This is a genomic window from Novosphingobium sp. SG707 (genome assembly GCF_012275515.1).
Lineage (GTDB): Bacteria > Pseudomonadota > Alphaproteobacteria > Sphingomonadales > Sphingomonadaceae > Novosphingobium.
In genome coordinates, this window is the sequence record NZ_JAAZQL010000008.1 from 15270 (window position 1) to 35213 (window position 19944).

At 64.1% G+C, this 19944-nt stretch carries 26 protein-coding genes; 19 read left to right on the plus strand and 7 right to left on the minus strand.

Features of this window, described 5'->3' with window-relative positions; genetic code table 11:
* Positions 1 to 4 precede the first annotated feature (4 nt).
* The 5 genes from FHW92_RS19485 to pyrE are packed head-to-tail and all read right to left on the minus strand — an operon-like array spanning position 5 to position 3727.
* The gene (locus FHW92_RS19485) at positions 5 to 1102 is read right to left on the minus strand and encodes an AI-2E family transporter (protein WP_168604958.1); all 1098 of its coding nucleotides are present in this window, start codon (positions 1100 to 1102) and stop codon (positions 5 to 7) included.
* Position 1103: 1 nt separating this feature from the next.
* A complete protein-coding gene (gene lepB / locus FHW92_RS19490; protein WP_168604959.1) occupies positions 1104 to 1982 on the minus strand; it encodes a signal peptidase I in 879 nt (292 codons plus the stop codon).
* Positions 1983 to 1996: 14 nt separating this feature from the next.
* Entirely contained in the window at positions 1997 to 2398 is a 402-nt protein-coding gene (acpS, locus tag FHW92_RS19495) for a holo-ACP synthase (protein ID WP_168604960.1), read from the minus strand.
* A 1-nt stretch (position 2399) separates the two neighbouring features.
* Positions 2400 to 3143, minus strand: a complete 744-nt coding sequence (locus tag FHW92_RS19500; RefSeq protein ID WP_168604961.1) for a pyridoxine 5'-phosphate synthase — start codon at positions 3141 to 3143, stop codon at positions 2400 to 2402.
* Positions 3143 to 3727, minus strand: coding sequence for an orotate phosphoribosyltransferase (gene pyrE, locus FHW92_RS19505; RefSeq protein ID WP_168604962.1), 585 nt, complete (start codon positions 3725 to 3727; stop codon positions 3143 to 3145). The genes FHW92_RS19500 and pyrE overlap by 1 nt, the downstream gene beginning before the upstream one ends.
* Before the next feature lie 264 nt (positions 3728 to 3991).
* On the opposite strand from pyrE, the gene coxB reads away from it, so the two are divergent.
* From coxB to FHW92_RS19580, 15 genes are all read left to right on the plus strand, one after another.
* A complete protein-coding gene (gene coxB / locus FHW92_RS19510) occupies positions 3992 to 4951 on the plus strand; it encodes a cytochrome c oxidase subunit II (protein ID WP_246870303.1) in 960 nt (319 codons plus the stop codon).
* A 25-nt stretch (positions 4952 to 4976) separates the two neighbouring features.
* Entirely contained in the window at positions 4977 to 6668 is a 1692-nt protein-coding gene (ctaD, locus tag FHW92_RS19515) for a cytochrome c oxidase subunit I (protein WP_168604964.1), read from the plus strand.
* A gap of 126 nt (positions 6669 to 6794) precedes the next feature.
* Positions 6795 to 7748 carry a heme o synthase gene (locus FHW92_RS19520; RefSeq protein ID WP_168604965.1) on the plus strand — a complete coding sequence of 318 codons (954 nt, stop codon included), beginning with the start codon at positions 6795 to 6797 and terminating at the stop codon, positions 7746 to 7748.
* Complete coding sequence (locus tag FHW92_RS19525; RefSeq protein WP_168604944.1) at positions 7745 to 7888, plus strand: hypothetical protein; 144 nt, start codon at positions 7745 to 7747, stop codon at positions 7886 to 7888. Before FHW92_RS19520 ends, FHW92_RS19525 begins: the two co-directional genes overlap by 4 nt.
* Positions 7889 to 7891: 3 nt before the next feature.
* Positions 7892 to 8455 (plus strand): cytochrome c oxidase assembly protein, encoded by a 564-nt coding sequence (locus FHW92_RS19530; protein ID WP_168604966.1) that lies wholly within the window; start codon positions 7892 to 7894, stop codon positions 8453 to 8455.
* A 154-nt stretch (positions 8456 to 8609) separates the two neighbouring features.
* On the plus strand, positions 8610 to 9440 hold the full coding sequence (locus FHW92_RS19535; RefSeq protein ID WP_168604967.1) for a cytochrome c oxidase subunit 3: 831 nt from the start codon (positions 8610 to 8612) through the stop codon (positions 9438 to 9440).
* Positions 9433 to 9834: a DUF983 domain-containing protein gene (locus FHW92_RS19540; RefSeq protein ID WP_168604968.1), complete on the plus strand. Its 402-nt coding sequence runs from the start codon at positions 9433 to 9435 to the stop codon at positions 9832 to 9834. The genes FHW92_RS19535 and FHW92_RS19540 overlap by 8 nt, the downstream gene beginning before the upstream one ends.
* Positions 9831 to 10472, plus strand: a complete 642-nt coding sequence (locus tag FHW92_RS19545) for an SURF1 family cytochrome oxidase biogenesis protein (protein ID WP_168604969.1) — start codon at positions 9831 to 9833, stop codon at positions 10470 to 10472. The genes FHW92_RS19540 and FHW92_RS19545 overlap by 4 nt, the downstream gene beginning before the upstream one ends.
* 308 nt (positions 10473 to 10780) lie before the next feature.
* On the plus strand, positions 10781 to 12181 hold the full coding sequence (gene thrC / locus FHW92_RS19550; RefSeq protein WP_168604970.1) for a threonine synthase: 1401 nt from the start codon (positions 10781 to 10783) through the stop codon (positions 12179 to 12181).
* Positions 12181 to 13080 (plus strand): class I SAM-dependent methyltransferase, encoded by a 900-nt coding sequence (locus FHW92_RS19555; RefSeq protein WP_168604971.1) that lies wholly within the window; start codon positions 12181 to 12183, stop codon positions 13078 to 13080. Before thrC ends, FHW92_RS19555 begins: the two co-directional genes overlap by 1 nt.
* Positions 13081 to 13435: 355 nt before the next feature.
* Entirely contained in the window at positions 13436 to 13807 is a 372-nt protein-coding gene (locus FHW92_RS19560) for a dihydroneopterin aldolase (protein ID WP_168605121.1), read from the plus strand.
* Entirely contained in the window at positions 13808 to 14152 is a 345-nt protein-coding gene (locus FHW92_RS19565) for a Rossmann fold domain-containing protein (RefSeq protein WP_168604972.1), read from the plus strand.
* A gap of 4 nt (positions 14153 to 14156) precedes the next feature.
* Complete coding sequence (gene moaA / locus FHW92_RS19570) at positions 14157 to 15167, plus strand: GTP 3',8-cyclase MoaA (protein WP_168604973.1); 1011 nt, start codon at positions 14157 to 14159, stop codon at positions 15165 to 15167.
* Positions 15167 to 15418 (plus strand): MoaD/ThiS family protein, encoded by a 252-nt coding sequence (locus tag FHW92_RS19575; RefSeq protein WP_168604974.1) that lies wholly within the window; start codon positions 15167 to 15169, stop codon positions 15416 to 15418. The genes moaA and FHW92_RS19575 overlap by 1 nt, the downstream gene beginning before the upstream one ends.
* Complete coding sequence (locus tag FHW92_RS19580) at positions 15400 to 15870, plus strand: molybdenum cofactor biosynthesis protein MoaE (protein WP_168605122.1); 471 nt, start codon at positions 15400 to 15402, stop codon at positions 15868 to 15870. The genes FHW92_RS19575 and FHW92_RS19580 overlap by 19 nt, the downstream gene beginning before the upstream one ends.
* On the opposite strand, the gene FHW92_RS19585 is transcribed toward FHW92_RS19580, so the two are convergent.
* Positions 15867 to 16463 carry a hypothetical protein gene (locus tag FHW92_RS19585; protein ID WP_168604975.1) on the minus strand — a complete coding sequence of 199 codons (597 nt, stop codon included), beginning with the start codon at positions 16461 to 16463 and terminating at the stop codon, positions 15867 to 15869. The two genes, FHW92_RS19580 and FHW92_RS19585, sit on opposite strands and share 4 nt — an antisense overlap.
* A gap of 275 nt (positions 16464 to 16738) precedes the next feature.
* Here FHW92_RS19585 and rplU point away from each other — a divergent pair, with 275 nt between their 5' ends.
* The 4 genes from rplU to FHW92_RS19605 all read left to right on the plus strand — a co-directional run bounded on the left by rplU (position 16739) and on the right by FHW92_RS19605 (position 19008).
* A complete protein-coding gene (gene rplU / locus FHW92_RS19590; RefSeq protein ID WP_168604976.1) occupies positions 16739 to 17041 on the plus strand; it encodes a 50S ribosomal protein L21 in 303 nt (100 codons plus the stop codon).
* An 18-nt stretch (positions 17042 to 17059) separates the two neighbouring features.
* Complete coding sequence (rpmA, locus tag FHW92_RS19595) at positions 17060 to 17329, plus strand: 50S ribosomal protein L27 (RefSeq protein ID WP_168604977.1); 270 nt, start codon at positions 17060 to 17062, stop codon at positions 17327 to 17329.
* Positions 17330 to 17649: 320 nt separating this feature from the next.
* Positions 17650 to 18219: a GNAT family N-acetyltransferase gene (locus FHW92_RS19600; RefSeq protein WP_168604978.1), complete on the plus strand. Its 570-nt coding sequence runs from the start codon at positions 17650 to 17652 to the stop codon at positions 18217 to 18219.
* 180 nt (positions 18220 to 18399) lie between these two features.
* Positions 18400 to 19008 carry a TetR/AcrR family transcriptional regulator gene (locus tag FHW92_RS19605; RefSeq protein ID WP_168604979.1) on the plus strand — a complete coding sequence of 203 codons (609 nt, stop codon included), beginning with the start codon at positions 18400 to 18402 and terminating at the stop codon, positions 19006 to 19008.
* Here the strand turns inward: FHW92_RS19605 and FHW92_RS19610 are convergent.
* Positions 18992 to 19720: a folate-binding protein YgfZ gene (locus FHW92_RS19610; protein WP_172249353.1), complete on the minus strand. Its 729-nt coding sequence runs from the start codon at positions 19718 to 19720 to the stop codon at positions 18992 to 18994. The genes FHW92_RS19605 and FHW92_RS19610 overlap by 17 nt on opposite strands.
* Positions 19721 to 19944 lie beyond the last annotated feature (224 nt).

Here is a 19944-nt window from a genome sequence, read left to right on the forward strand (position 1 = left end):
GGATTTACACCTGCTCTGTCACTTCGGCGCCATCATGCGCCATCGCGCCGCGCGCCGCCAGCCTTTCCAGCAAGACCTTGAGCATGGCCAGCATCGGATCCGCCAGCGCCAGCCCCAGAATGCCGAACAGCGCCCCCATCATCAGCTGCATCGCCAGGACCAGCGCGGGGGCCAGATCGGCGGTTTTCTTGGCCACCATGGGCACAACGATATTGCCGTCGATCCCTTGGACCACGATATAAACGCCGATACAATAAAGCCCCATCGAGGTGCCGCCCGAAAAGCCCACCATCACCATCAGCAGGCCCGACACCGGCGCACCGATATTGGGCAGGAACGCCAGCACGCCCGTAATCAGGCCCAGCAGCGTCGCCATGGGCACGCCATAGGCCGAGAGCGCCAGACCGATCGTCACCCCTTCGATCACCATGCCCACCAGCCGCCCGAACAGCAGGCGGCGCATCGTATGGCCCATCTGGGTGAACATCTGTTCGAAAAACGGGCGGCTTTCGCGCGGCAGCATCCATGCCAGACCGCGCTGATAGGGCTGGGGGTCGATGGCAAAATAGACGCCCAGCACGAGGATCAGAAACAGCGTGGCCATGCCGCCGAACAGCCCGCCCAGCACGCTGGGTAATTGCGCCGCGCCCGCGATGGCCTGTTCGGTAAAGGTCTGGATCGTGCTGCGGTTCAGTGTAATCAGCCGGTGGCGTTCGGCCCAGTGCAGGCCCTTTTGCGCCTGCGCCATCAGGATTTCGGGCAAGGCGGCGGCCTGAAGCGCGAGTTGCGACCCGGCATAGGTGGCAAACCAGATGGCAAAGCCGGCCGCCGCCGCCAGCACGATGGCCACCCGCCACAGGCGCGGGATCGGCAGCACCCGCCCCAGCAGCCGCGCCCCGCCATCCAGCAGCGCGCCAAACACCATCCCGCCAAACACCACCATCAATGGTTGCGCCAGCACCACCAGCAGCACCATCAATCCGGCAATGCCCAGCCAGATCAGCGCCTTCTTCGCCTCATTGCGGACCATCGGGTCGCGAATGTCGGTCGGGCCGGCGCGGCGCTGGCGAGGTGTGGAGGGCTTGCGGGGTGTTTGGGCCATATTATTTGGGTTTGCTCACCAAGGGCGGGCGCAGCGAGGTGCCCGCGCGGCCCGAACGCAGGCCGGTGAACCAGCTCAGCGGGTTCCAGCCCGCCGTGCCGTTGAAGGAATGGGTGATGAATTCGGCGCGCCCGCCCACATCCGACAAAGGCACCGGCCCGCCAAGCCCGCGTTCCTCCAGCGGCACGCGGCTGTCGGCGGAGTGGTCGCGGTTGTCGCCCATCACAAAGACATGGCCTTCGGGCACACGGATTTCGGCCATGTCGTCAAAGGGCTGTTCCATATGATCGAGGATCGTGTAGGTCGCGCCATTGGGCAAGGTTTCACGCCATGCCGGGATCGAGCAGACCTCCTGACCAGAAGGCTTGCGTTCCTTGAGGCCGATAAAACCGGCGCCTTCGCAGGGGTAGGGGTCTTCATCGCCCCGGATCGCGTCGAGCGGGATTTCGGCGGGTGGTTCGACCGCCTGCGGCACAGGGCGGCCATTGAGGATGATCTGGCCATGGCGCAGCGCGATGCGGTCGCCGGGACGGGCCACCACGCGCTTGATATAATCGTCGCCCGGCCGGTCGCGCGGGACCACGATCACCACATCGCCATAATCGGGCGTGCCGGGCCAGATGCGCCAGCTCCCACGCGGCAGAACGTGAAAGCTGGGCGAGGCCCAGTTCCAGCCATAGGGATATTTCGACACCACCAGATGATCGCCCACCCACAGGCCCGGCAGCATCGAGGCCGAGGGAATGTAAAAAGGCTTGGCCACGAAAGAGTGAAACGCCAGCACCGCCAGCAACATCCCGCCCAGCCCGCGCACCTCGGCCCACCAGTTGATAGGCTGCTTGGCGGCGTCATTGATCTTGGTATCGCTGGAGGCGGACATCAGGGAATCGTCTTTCAAAGAGGCAGGGCTTCGATGATGACTGTGGCGCTGGCCCAAGGCAAATCATCGGTGAGCGAAAGGTGGAGGAAAGCTGTGTGGCCCGGCGGTGTCATCGCGGCCAGACGATCGGCGGCCCCGGCATGGAGAGCGAGTGAAGGCGCGCCCAGATCATTGCGCAAGACCTCGATGTCGGTCAGGCCAAAGCCGCGCCCGATGCCGGTGCCCAGCGCCTTGGCGCAGGCTTCCTTGGCGGCCCAGCGCTTGGCCAGCGTGGCCGCGCGCATCGCGGGGCGCGAATCGGCCAGCGCGATTTCGGCGGGCGTAAAGCTGCGCGCCAGAAAGCGCGCCTCATGCCGTTCCAGCGCGGCCTCGATGCGCTCGATATTCACCAGATCTGTGCCGAGGCCCAGGATCATATTACCCCCGCGCCGCGTCCATCAGTTCGCGCATCCGGCGCACCGCGTGTTCAAGGCCTACGAACACCGCCTCGCCGATCAGATAATGGCCGATGTTGAGTTCGGCGATCTGGGGGATGGCGGCGACCGGCTGGACATTGTCATAGGTCAGGCCGTGGCCCGCATGGGGCTCGATCCCGTTGCGCGCGGCGAGGGCGGCCATATCGGCAAGGCGCTTCAGTTCCACCGCGCGCGCGTCGCCTTCGGCATGGGCATATTCGCCGGTGTGGAATTCCACCACCGGCGCGCCAAGGCGGATCGCGGCGTCAAGCTGGCGCATTTCGGGCGCGATGAAGAGCGAGACGCGGATGCCCGCATCACTCAGACGCTGAACGATGGGGGCAAGGCGGTTGTGCTGCCCCGCCGCGTCAAGACCGCCCTCGGTCGTGCGCTCCTCGCGCCGCTCGGGCACGATGCAGGCGGCGTGCGGTTTGTGGCGCAGCGCGATGTCCAGCATCTCGTCCGTGGCGGCCATTTCCAGATTGAGCGGCAGCGAGGTCGAGGCCTGAATGCGCGCCAGGTCCTCGTCGCGGATATGGCGGCGATCCTCGCGCAGATGCGCGGTGATGCCGTCGCCGCCCACCGCCGCAACGATCTGGGCCGCGCGCACGGGATCGGGATGAGCGCCGCCCCGCGCGTTGCGGATCGTGGCCACATGGTCGATGTTGACGCCAAGGCGCAGGCGAGCGGGGCTGAGCGCGTTCATTACGGCTTGGCCCGGCTGCCGGGCTTGACCGCAGGCGTGGCGGCCAGAGCGGCGGGCACTTCATCGGGCGCATAGGTGGGGAAGTTGAGCGCGATCAGCGGATAGAAGGGCACGCCCAGATCCACCTTGCCCGCGCTGCGGTCGATCAGGGCCGCCGCCGCGATCACCTTGCCGCCCGCATCCTCGATGGCCTTGATCGCCTCGCGGCTCGACAGGCCGGTCGTCACCACGTCCTCGACCATCAGCACCTTGTCGCCCGGTTCGATGGAAAAGCCGCGGCGCAGTTCGAACGTGCCGGTGGGCCGTTCGACAAACATCGCGTCCACGCCCAGCGCGCGGCCCACTTCATGGCCGATGATCAATCCGCCCATCGCCGGGCTGATGACCTTCTGGATTTCCTTGCGCAGGTCGCGCGGCAATTTCTGGGCAATGCCAATCGCCAGACGGCTGGCCCGTTCCGGGTTCATCAGCACGCGGGCGCATTGCAGATAATGCGCGCTGTGGCGCCCAGAGGAGAGCAGGAAATGCCCTTCGAGCAGGGCATGGCTGGCGCGGAATTCGGCCAGCACCTCTTCTTCGGTCATGCTTTGTCTTGCCTTCGTCCAAAAAACTTGTGCGATTCCCGCAGGAGCGGCGCGCGCCCTGCTTCAAATTTACCCCTAGAGGCGCTTGTGGGCTGGGGCAAGCGCTGGTACACCCTGTTCCTAAGGGACAAAAGTCCCGGAGCCTGTGGGACGCCGGACGAGGAGGGGGCTTTTCTTCCGAGCGGCGAAGAAGAAAGAACGTAGGCCATGATTTTGGGAGAAGTATCCGGGGCCTTCGGGCGCCGAATGTTGCGTATTGCCTTGATGGCGCGAAATGTCCTGAAAGTGGCGCCGGGTCTGGCGCTGATCGCTGCGGGCGCGGCCCATGCGGCTGCCGATCGTCTTGCTGTTGCGCCGGGCGGCTATACCCCGATGAAGCCCACGCCCGGCAAGGGCATGCCGGTTGACGGCGGGCTGACCTTTCAGACCCAATATTCCCCCACCGGGCTTGAGGCCCTGTGGATGCACGATCATATCGTGATGACCGTCCTGATCGCGACCACGCTTTTCGTGCTGGCGCTGCTGGTCTGGGTGATGGTGCGTTATAATTCGCGCGCCAATCCGGTGCCTAGCAAGACCAGCCACAACACGCTGCTCGAAGTGATCTGGACCGGCATTCCTGTGCTGATCCTGCTGGTGGTCTTCGTCCCCTCGATGAAGCTGCTGGCCCATCAGTTCAAGACCCCGCCCAAGGAAGCGCTGACCATCAAGGCGATCGGCAACCAGTGGTACTGGACCTATGCCTATCCCGACAATGGCGAGTTCGAGGTGACCAGCAACATGCTGAGCCACGAGGAAGCGGTGAAGCGCGGCGAGCCGCCGCAGCTGGCCGCCGACAACCGCATGGTGGTGCCGGTGGGCGAACCGATTCGCCTGCAGACCACGGGCGCGGATGTGATCCACTCGTTTGCGGTCCCCTCGCTGTGGTTCAAGCTGGACGCGGTGCCGGGGCGGATCAACGAGAAGGTGTTGTTCGTCAAGGAGCCGGGCGTCTATTATGGCCAGTGCAGCGAGCTTTGCGGCGCGCGTCACGGCTATATGCCGATCGTGGTCGAGGCGCTGCCCCGTCCCCAGTATAACGCCTGGGTGATGACGCATGCCGGCGCCAAGATCGACGGCGCGCCCGAGGCGCCCGCTGCGGCCCCTGCCGCTGCCGCCGCCGCGCCTGCCGCCGAAGCCGCTTCGGGGACCGAGGTGGCCGCCGCCGCCTCGTCCGGCGAATAACTTTTACGCGAGGGTTTGAAGAACAATGGCTACCATCGCAGACGAATTTCACGCCCATTCCGACGGGCATGTGCATGACCATCACGATCATGACCACAAGCCGGGCTTTTTCGCCCGCTGGTTCATGTCCACCAACCACAAGGATATCGGCACGCTCTATCTGATCTTTGCCATCACGGCGGGGATCATCGGGGGCGCGATTTCCGGCATCATGCGTGCCGAACTGGCGCAGCCGGGCATCCAGTATCTGGGTTATTTTGCGCAGTTGCTGGGCACGAAAGATCCCAGCTTTGACCAGCAGCTCCACCTGTGGAACGTGCTGATTACCGCGCATGGCCTGATCATGGTGTTCTTCATGGTCATGCCTGCTATCATCGGCGGGTTTGGCAACTGGTTTGTACCGATCATGATCGGGGCGCCCGACATGGCCTTCCCGCGCATGAACAACATCTCGTTCTGGTTGACGGTGGCGGGTTTCTGCTCGCTGATGTGTTCGGCCTTCGTGCCGGGCGGCACGGGTCAGGGCGCGGGCATCGGCTGGACAGCCTATGCGCCGCTCTCGACCTCGGGTTCGCAGGGGCCTGCGGTCGATTTCGCGATCTTCTCGCTGCACCTTGCCGGTGCAGGCTCAATCATGGGCGCGATCAATTTCATCACCACCATCTTCAACATGCGCGCGCCGGGCATGACCCTGCACAAGATGCCGCTGTTCGTGTGGTCGGTGCTGGTCACTGCCTTCCTGCTGCTGCTGGCGCTGCCGGTGCTGGCGGCCGCTATCACGATGCTGCTGACCGACCGCAATTTCCACACCACCTTCTTTGATGCGGCGGGCGGCGGTGATCCGGTCCTGTATCAGCATCTGTTCTGGTTCTTCGGCCACCCCGAAGTCTACATCATGATCCTGCCCGGTTTCGGCATCATCAGCCAGATCGTCTCGACCTTCAGCCGCAAGCCCGTGTTCGGTTATCTGGGCATGGCCTATGCGATGGTGGCGATCGGCGTGGTGGGCTTTGTCGTGTGGGCGCACCACATGTACACCACCGGCCTGTCCGAAGATGTGAAGATGTATTTCACCACCGCCACGATGGTGATCGCGGTGCCCACCGGCATCAAGATCTTCTCGTGGATCGCGACGATGTGGGGCGGTTCGATCCGCTTTGCCTCGCCCATGGTCTGGGCCATCGGCTTCATCTTCCTGTTCACCGTGGGCGGCGTCACGGGCGTTGAGCTGGCCAATGGCGGTTTGGACGACAATCTTCAGGACACCTATTATGTGGTGGGCCACTTCCACTATGTGCTCTCGCTGGGCGCGGTGACCTCGCTGTTTGCCGGTTTCTACTACTGGTTCCCCAAGATGAGTGGACGCTGGCACTCCGAACTGCTGTCCTATCTGCATTTCGCGGTGTTCTTTGTCGGCGTGAACATGATCTTCTTCCCCATGCACTTCCTGGGGATGCAGGGCATGCCGCGCCGTTATCCTGACTTCACGCCTGCCTATGCCTATTGGAATCATATCGCCACGATCGGCTATATGGTGATGGCGGTGTCGATCGGCATCTGGATCGTCAACATCATCTATGCCTTCACTATGGGCAAAAAGGCCGAAGGCAATTACTGGGGCGAGGGTGCCACGACGCTGGAATGGACGCTGTCCAGCCCGCCGCCGTTCCACCAGTTCGAAACCCTGCCGGTGATCAAGGACGATGGTCACCATTAAGGATGGTTGCGGCGCCCGGACCCGCTCCGGGCGCCCGTAATCCGGCCGCATCTGTTACTCGAAGGGACAGCTATGTCTCGCGTGCTCCCTTTACATCGCGGCGCAATGGCGCAAGGGGGAATGCCCATGAGCATCCCCCCTGTCAAAACCGGCGCTAAACCCGCCGCTCGTCAGCCTGCCGACTGGCGCGATTTCTTCGCCCTGACCAAGCCGCGCGTGATGACGCTGGTGATCTTCACCGGCCTTTGCGGATTGCTGGCGGCGCCCGGTCATATCAACCCGGTCATCGGATTTGCCACGATTTTGTGCATCGCGGTGGGTGCCGGCGGGGCCGCCGCGCTCAACCAGTGGTGGGAAGCCGACATTGACGCGGGCATGAAGCGCACCGCCAAGCGGCCTTTGCCTGCCGGGCGGATGGACCGCGAATCAGCGCGCGATTTCGGCATGGCGCTCTCGGGCCTGTCGGTGCTGACCATGGGGCTGGCGGCAGGGTGGATCTGCGCGGTCATTCTGGCGGTGTCGATTGTTTATTACGCGCTGGTCTATACGGTCTGGCTGAAACCGCGCACGCCGCAGAACATTGTGATCGGCGGCGGGGCCGGGGCTTTTCCGCCGATGATCGGCTGGGTGGCGGTGACGGGCCATATCACATGGATGCCGGTGCTGCTGTTCCTCATCATCTTTATGTGGACGCCGCCGCATTTCTGGGCGCTGGCGCTGTTTGTGAAGACCGACTACGCCAAGGTGGGCATTCCGATGATGCCGGTGGTGGCGGGGGAAAAATCCACGCGGCGCCAGATCTTCGCCTATTCGGTGCTGCTGCTGCCGCTCACGCTGCTGCCGGTGTTTCTGCCCAAGGATGATGGCGGGCCGGGATGGATTTACGGCGTGTCGGCAGGCGTGCTGTCCACGCTGTTCCTGTTGCTGGCGATCCGGGTGGGTTTCCGCAACCGGCGCGATGAAGATGATTCCATGAAGCCGGAAAAGCAGCTTTTCGCTTTCTCGGTGCTTTATCTGTTCGCCCTGTTCGCCGCGCTGGTGGCGGATCGCTGGGTGCCGATCATCGGAGGATATTTGTGAGCGAACCGATCGACATGGACGCAAGCAAGATGGAGGAGCGCAAGCGCATCATCGCCGGGCGCAACAAGGCGCTGGGGCTGGTGCTGCTTGGTCTGGTGGTGCTGTTCTTTGCCATCACCATTGCCAAGATGGGGCATTGATCCATGGCCGGCCTGAACCCGCCCGTGCCGCAAAACCGCAACCGCCGCGTGGCGATGATCGCGGCGGGCGTGGCGCTGGGGATGGCGGGTCTGGGCTATGCCTCGGTGCCGCTTTATCGCATCTTTTGTCAGGCCACCGGCTATGGCGGCACGCCCCGCCGCGCCAGCGAGGCCCAGGCCGAAGGCGTCAAGGTGGCCGCCGGGCGCACGATGTCGGTGCGTTTCGACGCCAATGTCGATCCGGGCATGCCATGGCAATTCCGCCCGCGCCAGACCACGCAGACCGTGGGCATCGGCGCGCGCACGCTGGCCATTTTCGAGGCGCATAACACATCGGACAAGCCGATCACCGGGGCGGCCAGTTTCAACGTCTCGCCCGACGAGGCGGCGCGTTATTTCACCAAGGTGGCCTGTTTCTGTTTCACGCAACAGACGCTGCAACCGGGCCAAAGCGTGGCCATGCCGGTCAGTTATTACGTCGATCCCAAGATCCTTGAGGACAAGGACCTCAAAGGTCTGGAACAGATCACCTTGAGTTATACGTTCCACCCCGTGCCGGGAGCCTGAGGCAGGCGGGCGGAACGAGCAGGAAATCCACGCTTTTCGGCCTGCAAATCGTGCTGGACCGGGGGCTTCAGGAAAGATAGGTTTGAACACAACAAATGCCGGGGGAAAGAGGCCGCAACAGGCCCGCACCCATGGCAAAAAGGGGATGAATGCGATGGCCTCTGGCAAGACACATGACTACCATATCCTGCCGCCCGATCTGGTGCCTTTGGCCACCACGCTCGGGGCTTTCACCTTTACCACCGGCATGGTGTTCATGATGCACCCCGAGACGTTCGGGGCGCTGGGTCATATTGTGCCATGGGCGGGGCTGGCGCTGTTGCTGGCGGCCATGTTCACCTGGTTCAACAAGATCGTTAACGAGGCCCATGCGGGCGATCATACGCCGGTGGTGCAACTGCATCAGCGCTATGGCATGATCCTGTTCATCGCCTCGGAAGTCATGTTCTTTGTCGGCTGGTTCTGGGCCTTCTTTGATTTCTCGCTGTTTCCCTCGACCATTTCGAAGGCGATCGGCGGGCAATGGCCGCCCAAGGAATTGGAAGCTGTCCTTGACGCTTTCGACCTGCCGCTGCTCAACACGATGATCCTGCTGCTTTCGGGCACGACCGTGACCTGGGCGCATCACAGTCTGATCCATGGCGACCGTTCGGGGCTGAAAAAGGGCCTGTGGCTGACCATCGTTCTGGGCATTTTGTTCAGCAGCCTTCAGGCGTTTGAATATGCCCATGCGCCCTTCGCCTTTGGCAAGAACACCTATGGTTCGGCCTTTTACATGGCGACCGGTTTCCATGGTTTCCATGTGATCGTGGGCACGATCTTCCTCGCGGTCTGTCTGGCCCGCTCCTATCGCGGCGATTTTACCCCGCGCCAGCATTTCGGCTTTGAGGCCGCCGCATGGTATTGGCACTTCGTCGACGTGGTGTGGCTGTTCCTCTTCGTGTGCATCTACATCTGGGGCAACTGGGGCTTTGCGGTTGACTGATCCGGCAAAGCCATCCTCATCCGCAGGGCAGCCGGGAATTGTCTCGGCTGCCCTGTTCGGTTTGTGCCCGCGCTGCGGGGCCAAGGGCCTGTTTGCGGGCATTGCCCATTTTGCGCCGCGCTGCGAAAAATGCGGGCTGGATTTCGGTGCGTTCAATGTCGGCGATGGACCGGCGGCCTTTCTGACCTTTGGCGTAGGCGCTCTGGCGGCGGCGGTGGCGGCATGGCTGGCGCTGGATGTCGATCCGCCGGTGTGGGTCTATGTCGCGGTGCTGGTGCCGCTGGTGGTTTTGCCCACGCTTTATGGGCTGCGCGTGTCGAAGGCCGCGCTGCTGACGGCGGAATATCAGCGGCGGGCGAGTGAAGCAGGCGCAAAGGATGTCGATTCGCGATGAACTGGCGCAAATTGCCCGTGATCCCCACGCTGCTGGTGCTGGCGGCGGCGGGTTATATGGTCCACCTCGGCTTCTGGCAGCTCGACCGACTGGCCCAGAAAGAGGCCAAGATCGCGCGTTTCACCGCCGCGCAGGGCGACCGCAGCGCGGTTTCGATCGGCGAGGTATGGCGCTATCGCCAATCGGATGCGCGTGATTTCCACCGCACGCAGTTCTGGTGCCAGCAGGTGTTGCAGATCTCGGCCCAGTCCGGGCGCAATGCGGCGGGGCAGGCGGGATGGGCGCATATTGCGCGATGTCTGACCGCGCCGGTTGATACGCAGGGGTTCCACCCCACCGAGGCGCCCAAGGGTGTGCTGGCCGATGTGGTGCTGGGGTGGAGCAATAAGCCCGCGCCCGTGGCATGGACCGGCGGGCAGGTGCAGGGGCTGGTCGTGCCGGGGGGCGAATTTGCCCATCATGTCGTGGCCGATCCGGCACTGGCGGGGCTGGCGAGCAATGCGACGCCCGATCCGCGCGATTTGCCCAATAACCACCTGTCCTATGCGGTGCAGTGGTTCCTTTTCGCGCTGACCGCTTTGGTGATTTATGCGGTGGCGGTGAGGAAGAGGGTGTCGGGGGAAGAAGAAGGGGAGTGATGCGAGGGTCTAGACCCTCGCGCTCCCATTATCGTCTGCGTTGCGCTTTGGGTTCGGCGTTGTGTTTCGGACGTGCGGTTGGAATTTGAAAGCCTGCGGCGCGTTTCAGCCCGAGTTCGCCGCGCCGCAGGCCTTGCCAACGATCCCGATCGCGCCCCGTCACCGACCAAACGCATCCCCCATAATGGGATTGCAAAGGGTCGAGATCCCTTGCCCGCCGGAGGCATAAAAACCCCTGAATCCCGCAAAACCCTTGCCCCAGCGCCCCTCTGCGGCTAACGGGGCGGGCCAAACGGACAGGGAATCCCATGGAATATATCTCCACGCGCGGCAACGCACCGGTTCTTGATTTTGAAGGCGCGACTCTGGCTGGTCTGGCCAGCGACGGCGGGCTTTATGTTCCGCGTGAGTGGCCGCGTTTCAGCAAGGACGAGATCGCCGCGCTGGCAGGCCTGCCCTATGCGGAGCTGGCGGCCAAGGTGATGGCGCCTTTCGTGGGCGAGAGCCTGAGCTATGAGCGCCTGCTGGAGCTGACCACGGCGGCCTATGGCCGGTTTTCGCACGCTGCCGTGACGCCCTTGAAGCAGTTGGACGAGCAGCAGTGGCTGCTGGAGCTGTTCCACGGCCCGACGCTGGCGTTCAAGGACGTGGCGCTGCAATTGCTGGGCCTCTTGTTCGAAGAATTCCTGGGCCGCAGCCCGCAGAACCTGACCATCGTGGGCGCCACCAGCGGCGACACCGGCAGCGCGGCAATTGATGCCGTGGCAGGCCGCGCCAAGGTCGACATTTTCATGCTGCATCCCAAGGGCCGCGTCAGCGACGTTCAGCGCCGCCAGATGACGACCGTGCTGGCCCCCAACGTCTATAACATCGCCATCGAGGGCAGCTTCGACGATGCGCAGGCGATGGTGAAGCGCATTTTCAACGACAAGGCCGTGACCGATCGGTTCAACATCGGCGCGGTGAATTCGATCAACTGGGCGCGTCTGATGGCGCAGGTGGTCTATTATTTCGCCGCCGCGCTGCAACTGGGCGCGCCGGAACGCGAAGTGGCCTTCTCGGTGCCCACCGGCAATTTCGGTGACGTGTTCGCCGGCTATGTCGCCGCGCAGATGGGCCTGCCGATTGCCAAGCTGATCGTCGCCACCAATGTGAATGACATCCTGCACCGCGCGCTCTCGACCGGCGATTATTCGGCCGGGACGGTGACGCCGACGGCTGCGCCCAGCATGGACATTCAGGTGTCGTCGAATTTCGAACGCCTGCTGTTCGATGTGGGCGGCCGCAACGGCGCCGCTCTGGCCGAGCAGATGGCCGGGTTTGAGGCCAATAAGGCGATGACGCTGACCAATGCGCAGCGCGAAGGCGCCGCAGCGCTCTTCGTCTCGGCCCGCGCCGATGCCGATGAAATGGCGCAGGCCATCCGCTGGGGTTGGGAAGCGGCGGGCGAATTGCTCGACCCGCACACCGCCATCGGCATCCATGCCGCACGCAATGCGGGAATCGCCAAGGGCACCCCGGTGGTCACGCTGGCCACGGCCCATCCGGCCAAGTTCCCCGATGCGGTCGAGCGCAGCACCGGTCACCGCCCCGGCCTGCCTGAGCGTGTGGGAGATCTGTTCGAGCGCGAAGAGCGCTATGCCGAACTGCCCGGCGATTATGACGCGGTCTGCGCCTATGTCGCCGAGCGGGCGACCGCGAAGGCATAATGGCAGAGCTGATCCACCAGCCCGTCCTGCTGACCGGCGATGGCTGGGCCGATTACGGGCTGGTCGATTCGGGCGCGGGGCGCAAGCTGGAGCGCTATGGCGACTATCGCTTCATTCGCCCCGAGCCGCAGGCTTTGTGGCAGCCGCGCATGGCCGATTGGGATGCGCCCCATATTGCCTCTCATGGCGAATTCGTGCCGGGCGCGGATGAGGATGGCGGCGGGCGCTGGAATTATACCAAGCCGGTGCCGCGTGATGGCTGGCCGCTGAGCTGGGGTGATGTGAAATTCACCGCGCAATGCACGCCCTTCCGCCATCTGGGCTTCTTTCCCGATATGGCGCCGGTCTGGGGCTGGATGGGGCAGCAATTGCGCGAGCGCAGCGATGCCTCCACGCTCAATCTGTTCGGCTATACCGGCGTAGGCACGCTGGCGCTGAGCCGGTACGGCCCTGTCACCCATGTGGATGCCAGCAAGAAATCGGTGGCGCAGGCGCGGGTCAACGCGGCCCTGTCGGGCATGGAAAGCCGCCCGGTGCGCTGGATCGTTGATGATGCGGCCAAGTTCACCGCGCGCGAGGTACGCCGGGGCAAGCGCTATGACGGCATCATCATGGACCCGCCCAAATTCGGACGCGGGCCGGATGGCGAGGTCTGGCGTCTGGAAGAACACCTGCCCGGCCTGATCCATGATGCGCGGCAATTGCTGGATGAAAACAGCCGGTTCCTGTTCCTGACGGTCTATGCGGTGCGGATGTCCTCGCTGGCCATTGCCGGGCTGCTGGACGAGGCTTTCGCCGGGCTGCCGGGCTATGTCGAGCATGGGGATCTGGCGGTGCGCGAGGATGGCGCGGGGCGGATGTTGCCTACGGCGATCTTTGCGCGGTGGCGTCGGGATTAAAGGAGTTTGCCTCCGGCGGGCAAAGGGCGGGGGCCCTTTGCAATCCCGGTACTGTCTTTATTGTGTTCTACATCAACCGGGGTTGATCGACACAGCGCTTGGATTTTGAAAGCCTGCGGCGCCGATCAGCACTACCTCGCCGCGCCGCAGGCTTTATCCAACCATGCCACACAAGCCGGGTAGCCGGTGAAGCGCGACCCCATTAACGGGATGGCAAAGGGGCCCCGCCCTTTGCCCGCCGGAGGCCCTCCCTTGCCTGCCGGAGGCATTGCCCCTTAAAACCCCTAGACTCCCCCCGCGCAACCTGCCATCGGCCCGCGCGCAAACACCCCCTATCATCGTGAAAGCATCCAACGTGGCGGACAGCCTGATTCTTGAAGTGGCCGATTTCGAAGTGGACGTTCTGACGGGCGTTTATTCGGAGGAGACGGGCCAGAAGCAGCCCTTGCGTATCAGCGTGAGCGTGCGTTTGAAGCCCTATGACCGCTATTTGCCCGACACGCCGCTGGGGGCGAGCAAGAATTACATGGACCTGAAGTTTGCCGCCAGCGATGCGCTGCCCGAGGGCGTGCATTTCACGCTGATCGAGGCGGTGGCCGATCATATTGCCGACACCCTGTTCCTTCAGGACGAGCGGGTGGAGGGTGTGACGGTCAAGATCGTCAAGCTGGCCATCAGCGAGGCGGGGGAAAAGATCGGCATGACCCTGACGCGCGAGCGGCGGTAAATGCCCACGTCCGATCAACAGGTTCTGGCGATAGAGGATTTGCCGGGCGGGCCTTTGGCCGCCGCCGTGGCGTTTCATGCGCAATGGCTGGCGCAGGCCGAGGCAATGCTGGCCGATGGCGATCTGGTGCTGGTGATGCCTCTGGCGGGGCATGAGCATCGCGCCTGGCGTCTGGCGGCGGTGCAGGGGCTGGCGCGGGCCTATGCTCCGGCGCGGGCCAATCTGGTGGAATGCGACGAACCGGCGGGCATTGCGGCGGCCTGTGCCTTTCTGGCCGCTTCACCCGGGATTACCGGGCAAATCCTGCGACTGGATAGCCAAGCGCCCGGAGCGGTGATAGATTGACTCCATGAGCCAGCCGTCGCGTCAACCTTTGGTCGATCAGTTCCAACGCCGGATTTCCTATCTGCGGCTTTCGGTGATCGACCGGTGCGACCTGCGCTGTACCTATTGCATGCCCGAGCGGCAGACCTTTCTGCCCAAATCCGAAGTGCTCAGCCTTGAGGAATTGCACAGGCTGGCGCTGGGTTTCATCGGGCGCGGCGTGCGCAAGATCCGCCTGACCGGTGGTGAGCCTTTGGTGCGGCGCGATATGATCGAGCTGGTGCGGGCGATCGGGCGCAAGATCGGGGATGGTCTGGACGAGCTGACCATCACCACCAATGGCACGCGATTGGCCGAATTTGCCGATGATCTGCGTGAGGCGGGCATCCGCCGCGTCAATGTCAGCCTCGACACGCTGGACCGGGCCAAATTCGCCCGCATCGCCCGGCGCGATCAGTTGCCGCAGGTGCTGGAGGGCATTGCCGCCGCCCGCGCGGCCGGGTTGGCGGTCAAGATCAACACTGTCGCGCTGAAAGGCGAGAATGAGGGCGAGATCGGCGATCTTGTCGCATGGGCGCATGGCGCGGGCCACGAGATCACACTGATCGAGGTCATGCCGCTGGGCGAGGTGGAGGGGGATCGTTACGATCACTATCTGCCGCTGACGCAGGTGCGCACAGGGCTGGAGCAGCGCTTTACCCTGACCGAGGATGCGCATCGCAGCGGCGGCCCGGCGCGTTACTGGCATGTGAAGGAAACCGGCGGTCGGCTGGGGCTGATCACGCCGCTGACCAGCAATTTCTGCGATGGGTGCAACCGGGTGCGCGTGACGGCTACCGGGCAATTGTTCGCCTGCCTTGGCGGGCGCGAGCAGGTGGACCTGCGCGCCGCTCTGCGCAGCGATGAGCCGGAAAGCGCGCTCGAAGCCGCGTTGGACGAGGCGATGCGGATCAAGCCCGCGCGCCACCATTTCGAGATCAACCGCCCCGGCGCCGAGCCTGCCTTGCCGCGCCATATGTCGATGACGGGGGGGTGATGATGGCGCGGCTGGTGTTTCTGGGGCGTCTGGCGGATCTCGCCGGAGGGGCCGAGCGCGAGGTGGCGCCGGGGTCTTTGGCGCGGATTATGGCCGACATGGGGCCGGAACTGGCACAGGCTTTGGCCGGGCCGCGGGTCAGGCTGGCGCTGAATGGCGCGCTGGTGGCGGGCGATGGGCTGGTGTTGAAGGCTGGCGATGAATTGGCGTTCCTGCCCCCGGTGAGCGGCGGATCATCAAGGTCCGGCTGATCGAGCAGGCGTTTGACGCGGGCGATGCGATTCGCGACTTTGCCGCCGCCCATCCGCAATCGGGCGGCGTGGTCAGCTTTCTGGGGCAGGTGCGAGCTGACAGTTCCCAGCAGGGCGACGATGTTGAAGCGCTCGAGCTTCAGCATTACGCCCCGCTGACCCTGCCGGGGATGGAGGCGTTGGCGCGCGATGTGCTGGGCCGCTGGGCGCTTGATGGCCTGCTGATCTGGCACCGGGTGGGTGAGATGGCGCCCGGTGATCCGATCGTGCTGGTGGCGGCGGCCTCGCGGCATCGGCGTGATGCTTTTGCCGCCGCCGATTTCGCGATGGATCACCTGAAAAGCGAAAGCTGGTTCTGGAAGCGTGAAAAGCGCGCCGGGCAATGGGCCTGGGTCGAACCGCGCGAACAGGATTACGCCGATCTGGCCCGCTGGGGCCAAGCCGGGGTTTAACGCGGCAATTTCCGGCGCGCCGCGTCAAGCGCGCGATCCTGCGCCGCGCCAAGGGCGAAGATTTCCGACCTTGCGGTCTCGATCATCCGGGCGGCGGCGCGCGGCATATCTGGATTTTCGGGCGCATGGGCCATGCGGTCCTGCGTATAGAGTTCCTCGACATCGCCTTCGACCACGCCGAGCACGCCGCGCTGGCGCTCAAGATCGCTCAGCGCCAGATTGGCCTGTTGCCATGTCTCATCGCCGGGCTTGGCATGGTCGGCCGCATTGAGCGCCCGGTCGGTGGCAGGGCGGGCGGCGGCGAAAGCCTTGTCGGCATCATGCGCGGCGCGCAGCAGCGAATCGATTTTGGCGCTGAGACCGGCAGGGACCTGATCCTGCGCGGCACCGGCGGCGGCAGCGGCGGGCGTGACCATCGGCTTTTCCTCGGCCCGGCGCGCCAGCGAGGGATAGGAAGCGGTGCTGCATCCCCCCAGCAGCGCGGGAATCAGCAGGGCCAGCGGAGCGAATCGGGCCGCATGCGCGAATCGGTGGCGCTGCGCCCTGCTCGATTGGGCTGTCGATGAGGCGGATTTTGCGATAAGGCCAAGCATGGATGCGCCATAGCACGCCTGTGCCCATGCGCCAGAGGGCAGAAATCGGCCAGAGTTTCCGGGGGGGAATGGGCCTTTCTGTCATGCGGTGCATTGACACGCGGGGGCGGTTGCACTAACGGCGCAGCTTCTTTCCGAACCCTGCCGTGTGTGGCGGGGGTCGGCGCGTCGCTCGCGGCTCCTCGAATAACCGCCTTGCTCGGCCTTTGGCTTGGCGGCAGGTTTCGGGAAACGCGGCCGGGGCGGCCACGTAATTTTTTGAATGGATTTGCATCATGTTCGCTATCGTGCGCACGGGCGGTAAGCAGTATCGGGTCGCCGCCGGAGACAAAATCGCGGTCGAAAAGCTGGCTGGTGAAGCCGGCGAGACGATCACGCTGGGTGATGTTCTGCTGGCCGGCGAAGAAGGCGTTGTCGCCGACGCTTCGAAGGTGGTGGTCTCGGCCGAGATCATCGCTCAGGCGAAGTCGGAAAAGGTGATCGTTTTCAAGAAGCGCCGCCGTCACAACTATCGTCGCAAGAACGGCCATCGCCAGCTGCTCACGCTGCTGCGCATCGTGTCGGTCGCGGCCGCCTAAGCTCAGGAGTTTTCGACAATGGCACATAAGAAAGCAGGCGGTTCGTCGCGTAACGGTCGCGACTCGCAGTCCAAGCGCCTTGGCGTGAAGAAGTTCGGCAGCCAGCTGGTGATTGGTGGCAACATCATCATCCGTCAGCGCGGCACGAAGGTCTATCCGGGCGTGAACGTGGGCATCGGCAAGGACCACACCCTGTTCGCTCTGACCGAAGGCCGCGTGCGCTTTCATGAAGGCAAGCTGGGCCGCAAATACGTGTCGGTTGACGCGTTGGCCGAAGCCGCCGAGTAAGCGGATGGTCTATTTGGGCCATCCTGATGGGATGGCCCCGCCAAGGTTCTGACACCTTGGCTGAACGAGGGAGAGGGGCCCGGCCCATCTCCCTCTTTTCGTATCTCTCCTTCACCCGCCGATCGGTAGGACGCGACAAATTGGTCGGGCTGCGAGCATGGCTTTGCGTTCGATCAAGGCGGATTTGCGTCCAATGCGGTTCAGCATGCGCTGGGCTGAGGCCGGTCGTCACCGCAATGTCACCGCGCGCCCTTAGGAATCCTGCGCGGGACTGAGGATCATGGCGTCCCGAATGGGACCGGGGATTTGGAGCGATACACATGTTTTACCGCAGCGAACGGCTGTTTCTGCGGCCCGCGTGGCCAGAAGACTGGAACGCGATTCACGCCGCGATCGACGACGAGGGCATCGTGCGCAATCTGGCGCGCGCACCCTGGCCCTATACCGAAAATGACGCGCGCTGGTTCGCCAGCCAGCCTCAGGACGAGCGTCTGCCGCATTTCCTCATCACGCGCCCCGGCGCCGAGGGCAGCGCGCTGATCGGCTCGATCGGGTTGAGCGAGATCGAGGGCGAGGCCAACATTGGCTATTGGATTGCGCGCGCGCATTGGGGGCAGGGCTATGCCACCGAGGCGGGGCGCGCGATGCTGGCGCTGGCGCGCGGGCTGGGCCACAAGCGTCTGGTTGGGCGGCATTTTCTCGACAATCCGGCCTCGGGGCTGGTGCTGCGGCGGCTGGGTTTCCGGCCCGTGGACGAACGCGGCGCGATTTTCAGCGCGGGGCGCGGGCAGGCTTGCCCGTCGGCCCGGTTCGAAATCGAGCTGCGCGCCGAGCATGACGATCAGGATGATTCGCCCGATGGCGGTATGGAAGGGAGGCGCGCGGCCTGAAGCGTCTCTGCGCATAACAGGTCTATATGTCTGACATTACGCAAATTCGCTGATGCGTGAATGAAAATTACAGCTTTAGCGGGTAAAATCTTTCGCTTCTTGCTTGACCACCTGCAAACCTTTATGGGTCTGCAATGTGGTTTTGCGAGCCTGCGGGCTTGTACTGTTTGGACATAAGACATGGGCCCGAAGAAGCGTCTCTCCCCCGAAGCCAGCCGCAATGCCGCGATGGAGGCAGCGCGCGATCTGCTTGTCGAGCAGGGGCCGCAGGGGGTGACGCTCAAAGCCGTGGCGGCGCGGGTGGGGCGCACCCATGCCAATCTGCTGCACCATTTCGGTTCGGCGGCCGAGCTGCAAAAGGCGCTGGCCGAGCATATGGCGGTGTCGATCTGCGCCTCGGTCGCGCGCGCCGTGCTGGCCCAGCGCGATGGCAGCGGCAGCGCGCGCGATGTGGTCGATCTGGCCTTTGACGCCTTTGAAAAGCAGGGCGGCGGGCAATTGGTCAGCTGGATGCGGCTGATCGGCAATGTCGATGCGCTCGACACGATTGTGCGCTCGATCCACGCCATCGTGGACGAGGTGCATGATGCGGGCGAGGTCTGCATGCGCCATGTGACGCAGACGCTGGTGCTGCTGGCGCTGGGCGATTCGCTGATCGGCGCGCCCTTGGCCGATTCGCTGGAAATCTCGCGCGATTCGAGCCGCGAGATGGCCGCCCGCCTGATCGAAACCGAGGCGGTGCGGCTGGGGCTGGTCCCGGCGGAGCGGGCGCTTACGCCTCTGGGCTAAGGTCTTCCTGTGCGAACCACGCGGGCGGATTGGTGATGTCATCCACCCGCCAATGCTCGACCGACAGGCCCAGCGCGGGATAATCCACCCTCTGCCGATCCGGGCGTGATTGCGCGGCGGGCACCACGACCACCCGGCGATTGACCTTTTGCCGCCAGTTCATGCGCGCGGTGTTCTCCTGCCCGACATAGCAGCCCTTGGTGAAGGACACGCCGTTCAGCTCCACCGCGTTGCATTCGAGCCAGAGCAGGTCGGCAATCTCGGCCCCTTCAGCCACGCCCAGGGAAAGGCGATGGGCCAGATAGGCCTCATCAACCGCCGCATCGTCATCCGGCGCCAGCCAGCGATAGCCCAGTTCCGCAAGGCGCGGGTCAGGCGCGGCTCCTTCGCGTGGCGTCGGGCTCCAATGCACGGCCAAAGCATCATCCCGCGCGATGGCGATGGCGCGACGCAGGCGATACATCGACAGGCGTTTGACCACCCCATCGGCCTGATCCGCCGCCACATCCAGCAGCAGGTCCGCCCCATCGGCCCATACGATGAAATCGGCGATCACCTTGCCCTGCGGCGTCAACAGCGCGGCATAGGTCGGCAGCGCGCCCAGCACCACATCCTGCGTCACCAGCCCTTGCAGGAATTTGCGGACGTCCTCGTCCGGCGCGGTAGGGGAAAGGCGGATGATGGCGCGGGAGGCAAGTTTGGTCATGCTGATTAGGTGGGGATGATAAAGGGAAAAGGGAAGGGGGTTTGTGCCGTTAATGGGTGCCTCCGGCGGGCAAAGGGCGGGGCCCTTTGCAATCCCGTCAATGGGGTGGCGCCAAGGTTCGTAGCGGAGTGGGGGCGCCGCAGGCTTTAAAATTTAAAGGCCGCGTCCGACACCCCAAGCCGAACCCGAGGCGCAACGCATACATTCACGGAAGCGCGAGGGACGAGTCC

Excerpts from the sequence above, each read along its gene's own strand:
- FHW92_RS19485 (WP_168604958.1), bottom strand. The coding sequence starts at position 1,102 with ATGGCCCAAACACCCCGCAAGCCCTCCACACCTCGCCAGCGCCGCGCC.
- lepB (WP_168604959.1), bottom strand. The coding sequence starts at position 1,982 with ATGTCCGCCTCCAGCGATACCAAGATCAATGACGCCGCCAAGCAGCCT.
- acpS (WP_168604960.1), bottom strand. The coding sequence starts at position 2,398 with ATGATCCTGGGCCTCGGCACAGATCTGGTGAATATCGAGCGCATCGAG.
- FHW92_RS19500 (WP_168604961.1), bottom strand. The coding sequence starts at position 3,143 with ATGAACGCGCTCAGCCCCGCTCGCCTGCGCCTTGGCGTCAACATCGAC.
- pyrE (WP_168604962.1), bottom strand. The coding sequence starts at position 3,727 with ATGACCGAAGAAGAGGTGCTGGCCGAATTCCGCGCCAGCCATGCCCTG.
- coxB (WP_246870303.1), top strand. The coding sequence starts at position 3,992 with ATGGCGCGAAATGTCCTGAAAGTGGCGCCGGGTCTGGCGCTGATCGCT.
- ctaD (WP_168604964.1), top strand. The coding sequence starts at position 4,977 with ATGGCTACCATCGCAGACGAATTTCACGCCCATTCCGACGGGCATGTG.
- FHW92_RS19520 (WP_168604965.1), top strand. The coding sequence starts at position 6,795 with ATGAGCATCCCCCCTGTCAAAACCGGCGCTAAACCCGCCGCTCGTCAG.
- FHW92_RS19530 (WP_168604966.1), top strand. The coding sequence starts at position 7,892 with ATGGCCGGCCTGAACCCGCCCGTGCCGCAAAACCGCAACCGCCGCGTG.
- FHW92_RS19535 (WP_168604967.1), top strand. The coding sequence starts at position 8,610 with ATGGCCTCTGGCAAGACACATGACTACCATATCCTGCCGCCCGATCTG.
- FHW92_RS19545 (WP_168604969.1), top strand. The coding sequence starts at position 9,831 with ATGAACTGGCGCAAATTGCCCGTGATCCCCACGCTGCTGGTGCTGGCG.
- thrC (WP_168604970.1), top strand. The coding sequence starts at position 10,781 with ATGGAATATATCTCCACGCGCGGCAACGCACCGGTTCTTGATTTTGAA.
- FHW92_RS19555 (WP_168604971.1), top strand. The coding sequence starts at position 12,181 with ATGGCAGAGCTGATCCACCAGCCCGTCCTGCTGACCGGCGATGGCTGG.
- FHW92_RS19565 (WP_168604972.1), top strand. The coding sequence starts at position 13,808 with ATGCCCACGTCCGATCAACAGGTTCTGGCGATAGAGGATTTGCCGGGC.
- moaA (WP_168604973.1), top strand. The coding sequence starts at position 14,157 with ATGAGCCAGCCGTCGCGTCAACCTTTGGTCGATCAGTTCCAACGCCGG.
- FHW92_RS19575 (WP_168604974.1), top strand. The coding sequence starts at position 15,167 with ATGATGGCGCGGCTGGTGTTTCTGGGGCGTCTGGCGGATCTCGCCGGA.
- FHW92_RS19585 (WP_168604975.1), bottom strand. The coding sequence starts at position 16,463 with ATGCTTGGCCTTATCGCAAAATCCGCCTCATCGACAGCCCAATCGAGC.
- rplU (WP_168604976.1), top strand. The coding sequence starts at position 16,739 with ATGTTCGCTATCGTGCGCACGGGCGGTAAGCAGTATCGGGTCGCCGCC.
- rpmA (WP_168604977.1), top strand. The coding sequence starts at position 17,060 with ATGGCACATAAGAAAGCAGGCGGTTCGTCGCGTAACGGTCGCGACTCG.
- FHW92_RS19600 (WP_168604978.1), top strand. The coding sequence starts at position 17,650 with ATGTTTTACCGCAGCGAACGGCTGTTTCTGCGGCCCGCGTGGCCAGAA.
- FHW92_RS19605 (WP_168604979.1), top strand. The coding sequence starts at position 18,400 with ATGGGCCCGAAGAAGCGTCTCTCCCCCGAAGCCAGCCGCAATGCCGCG.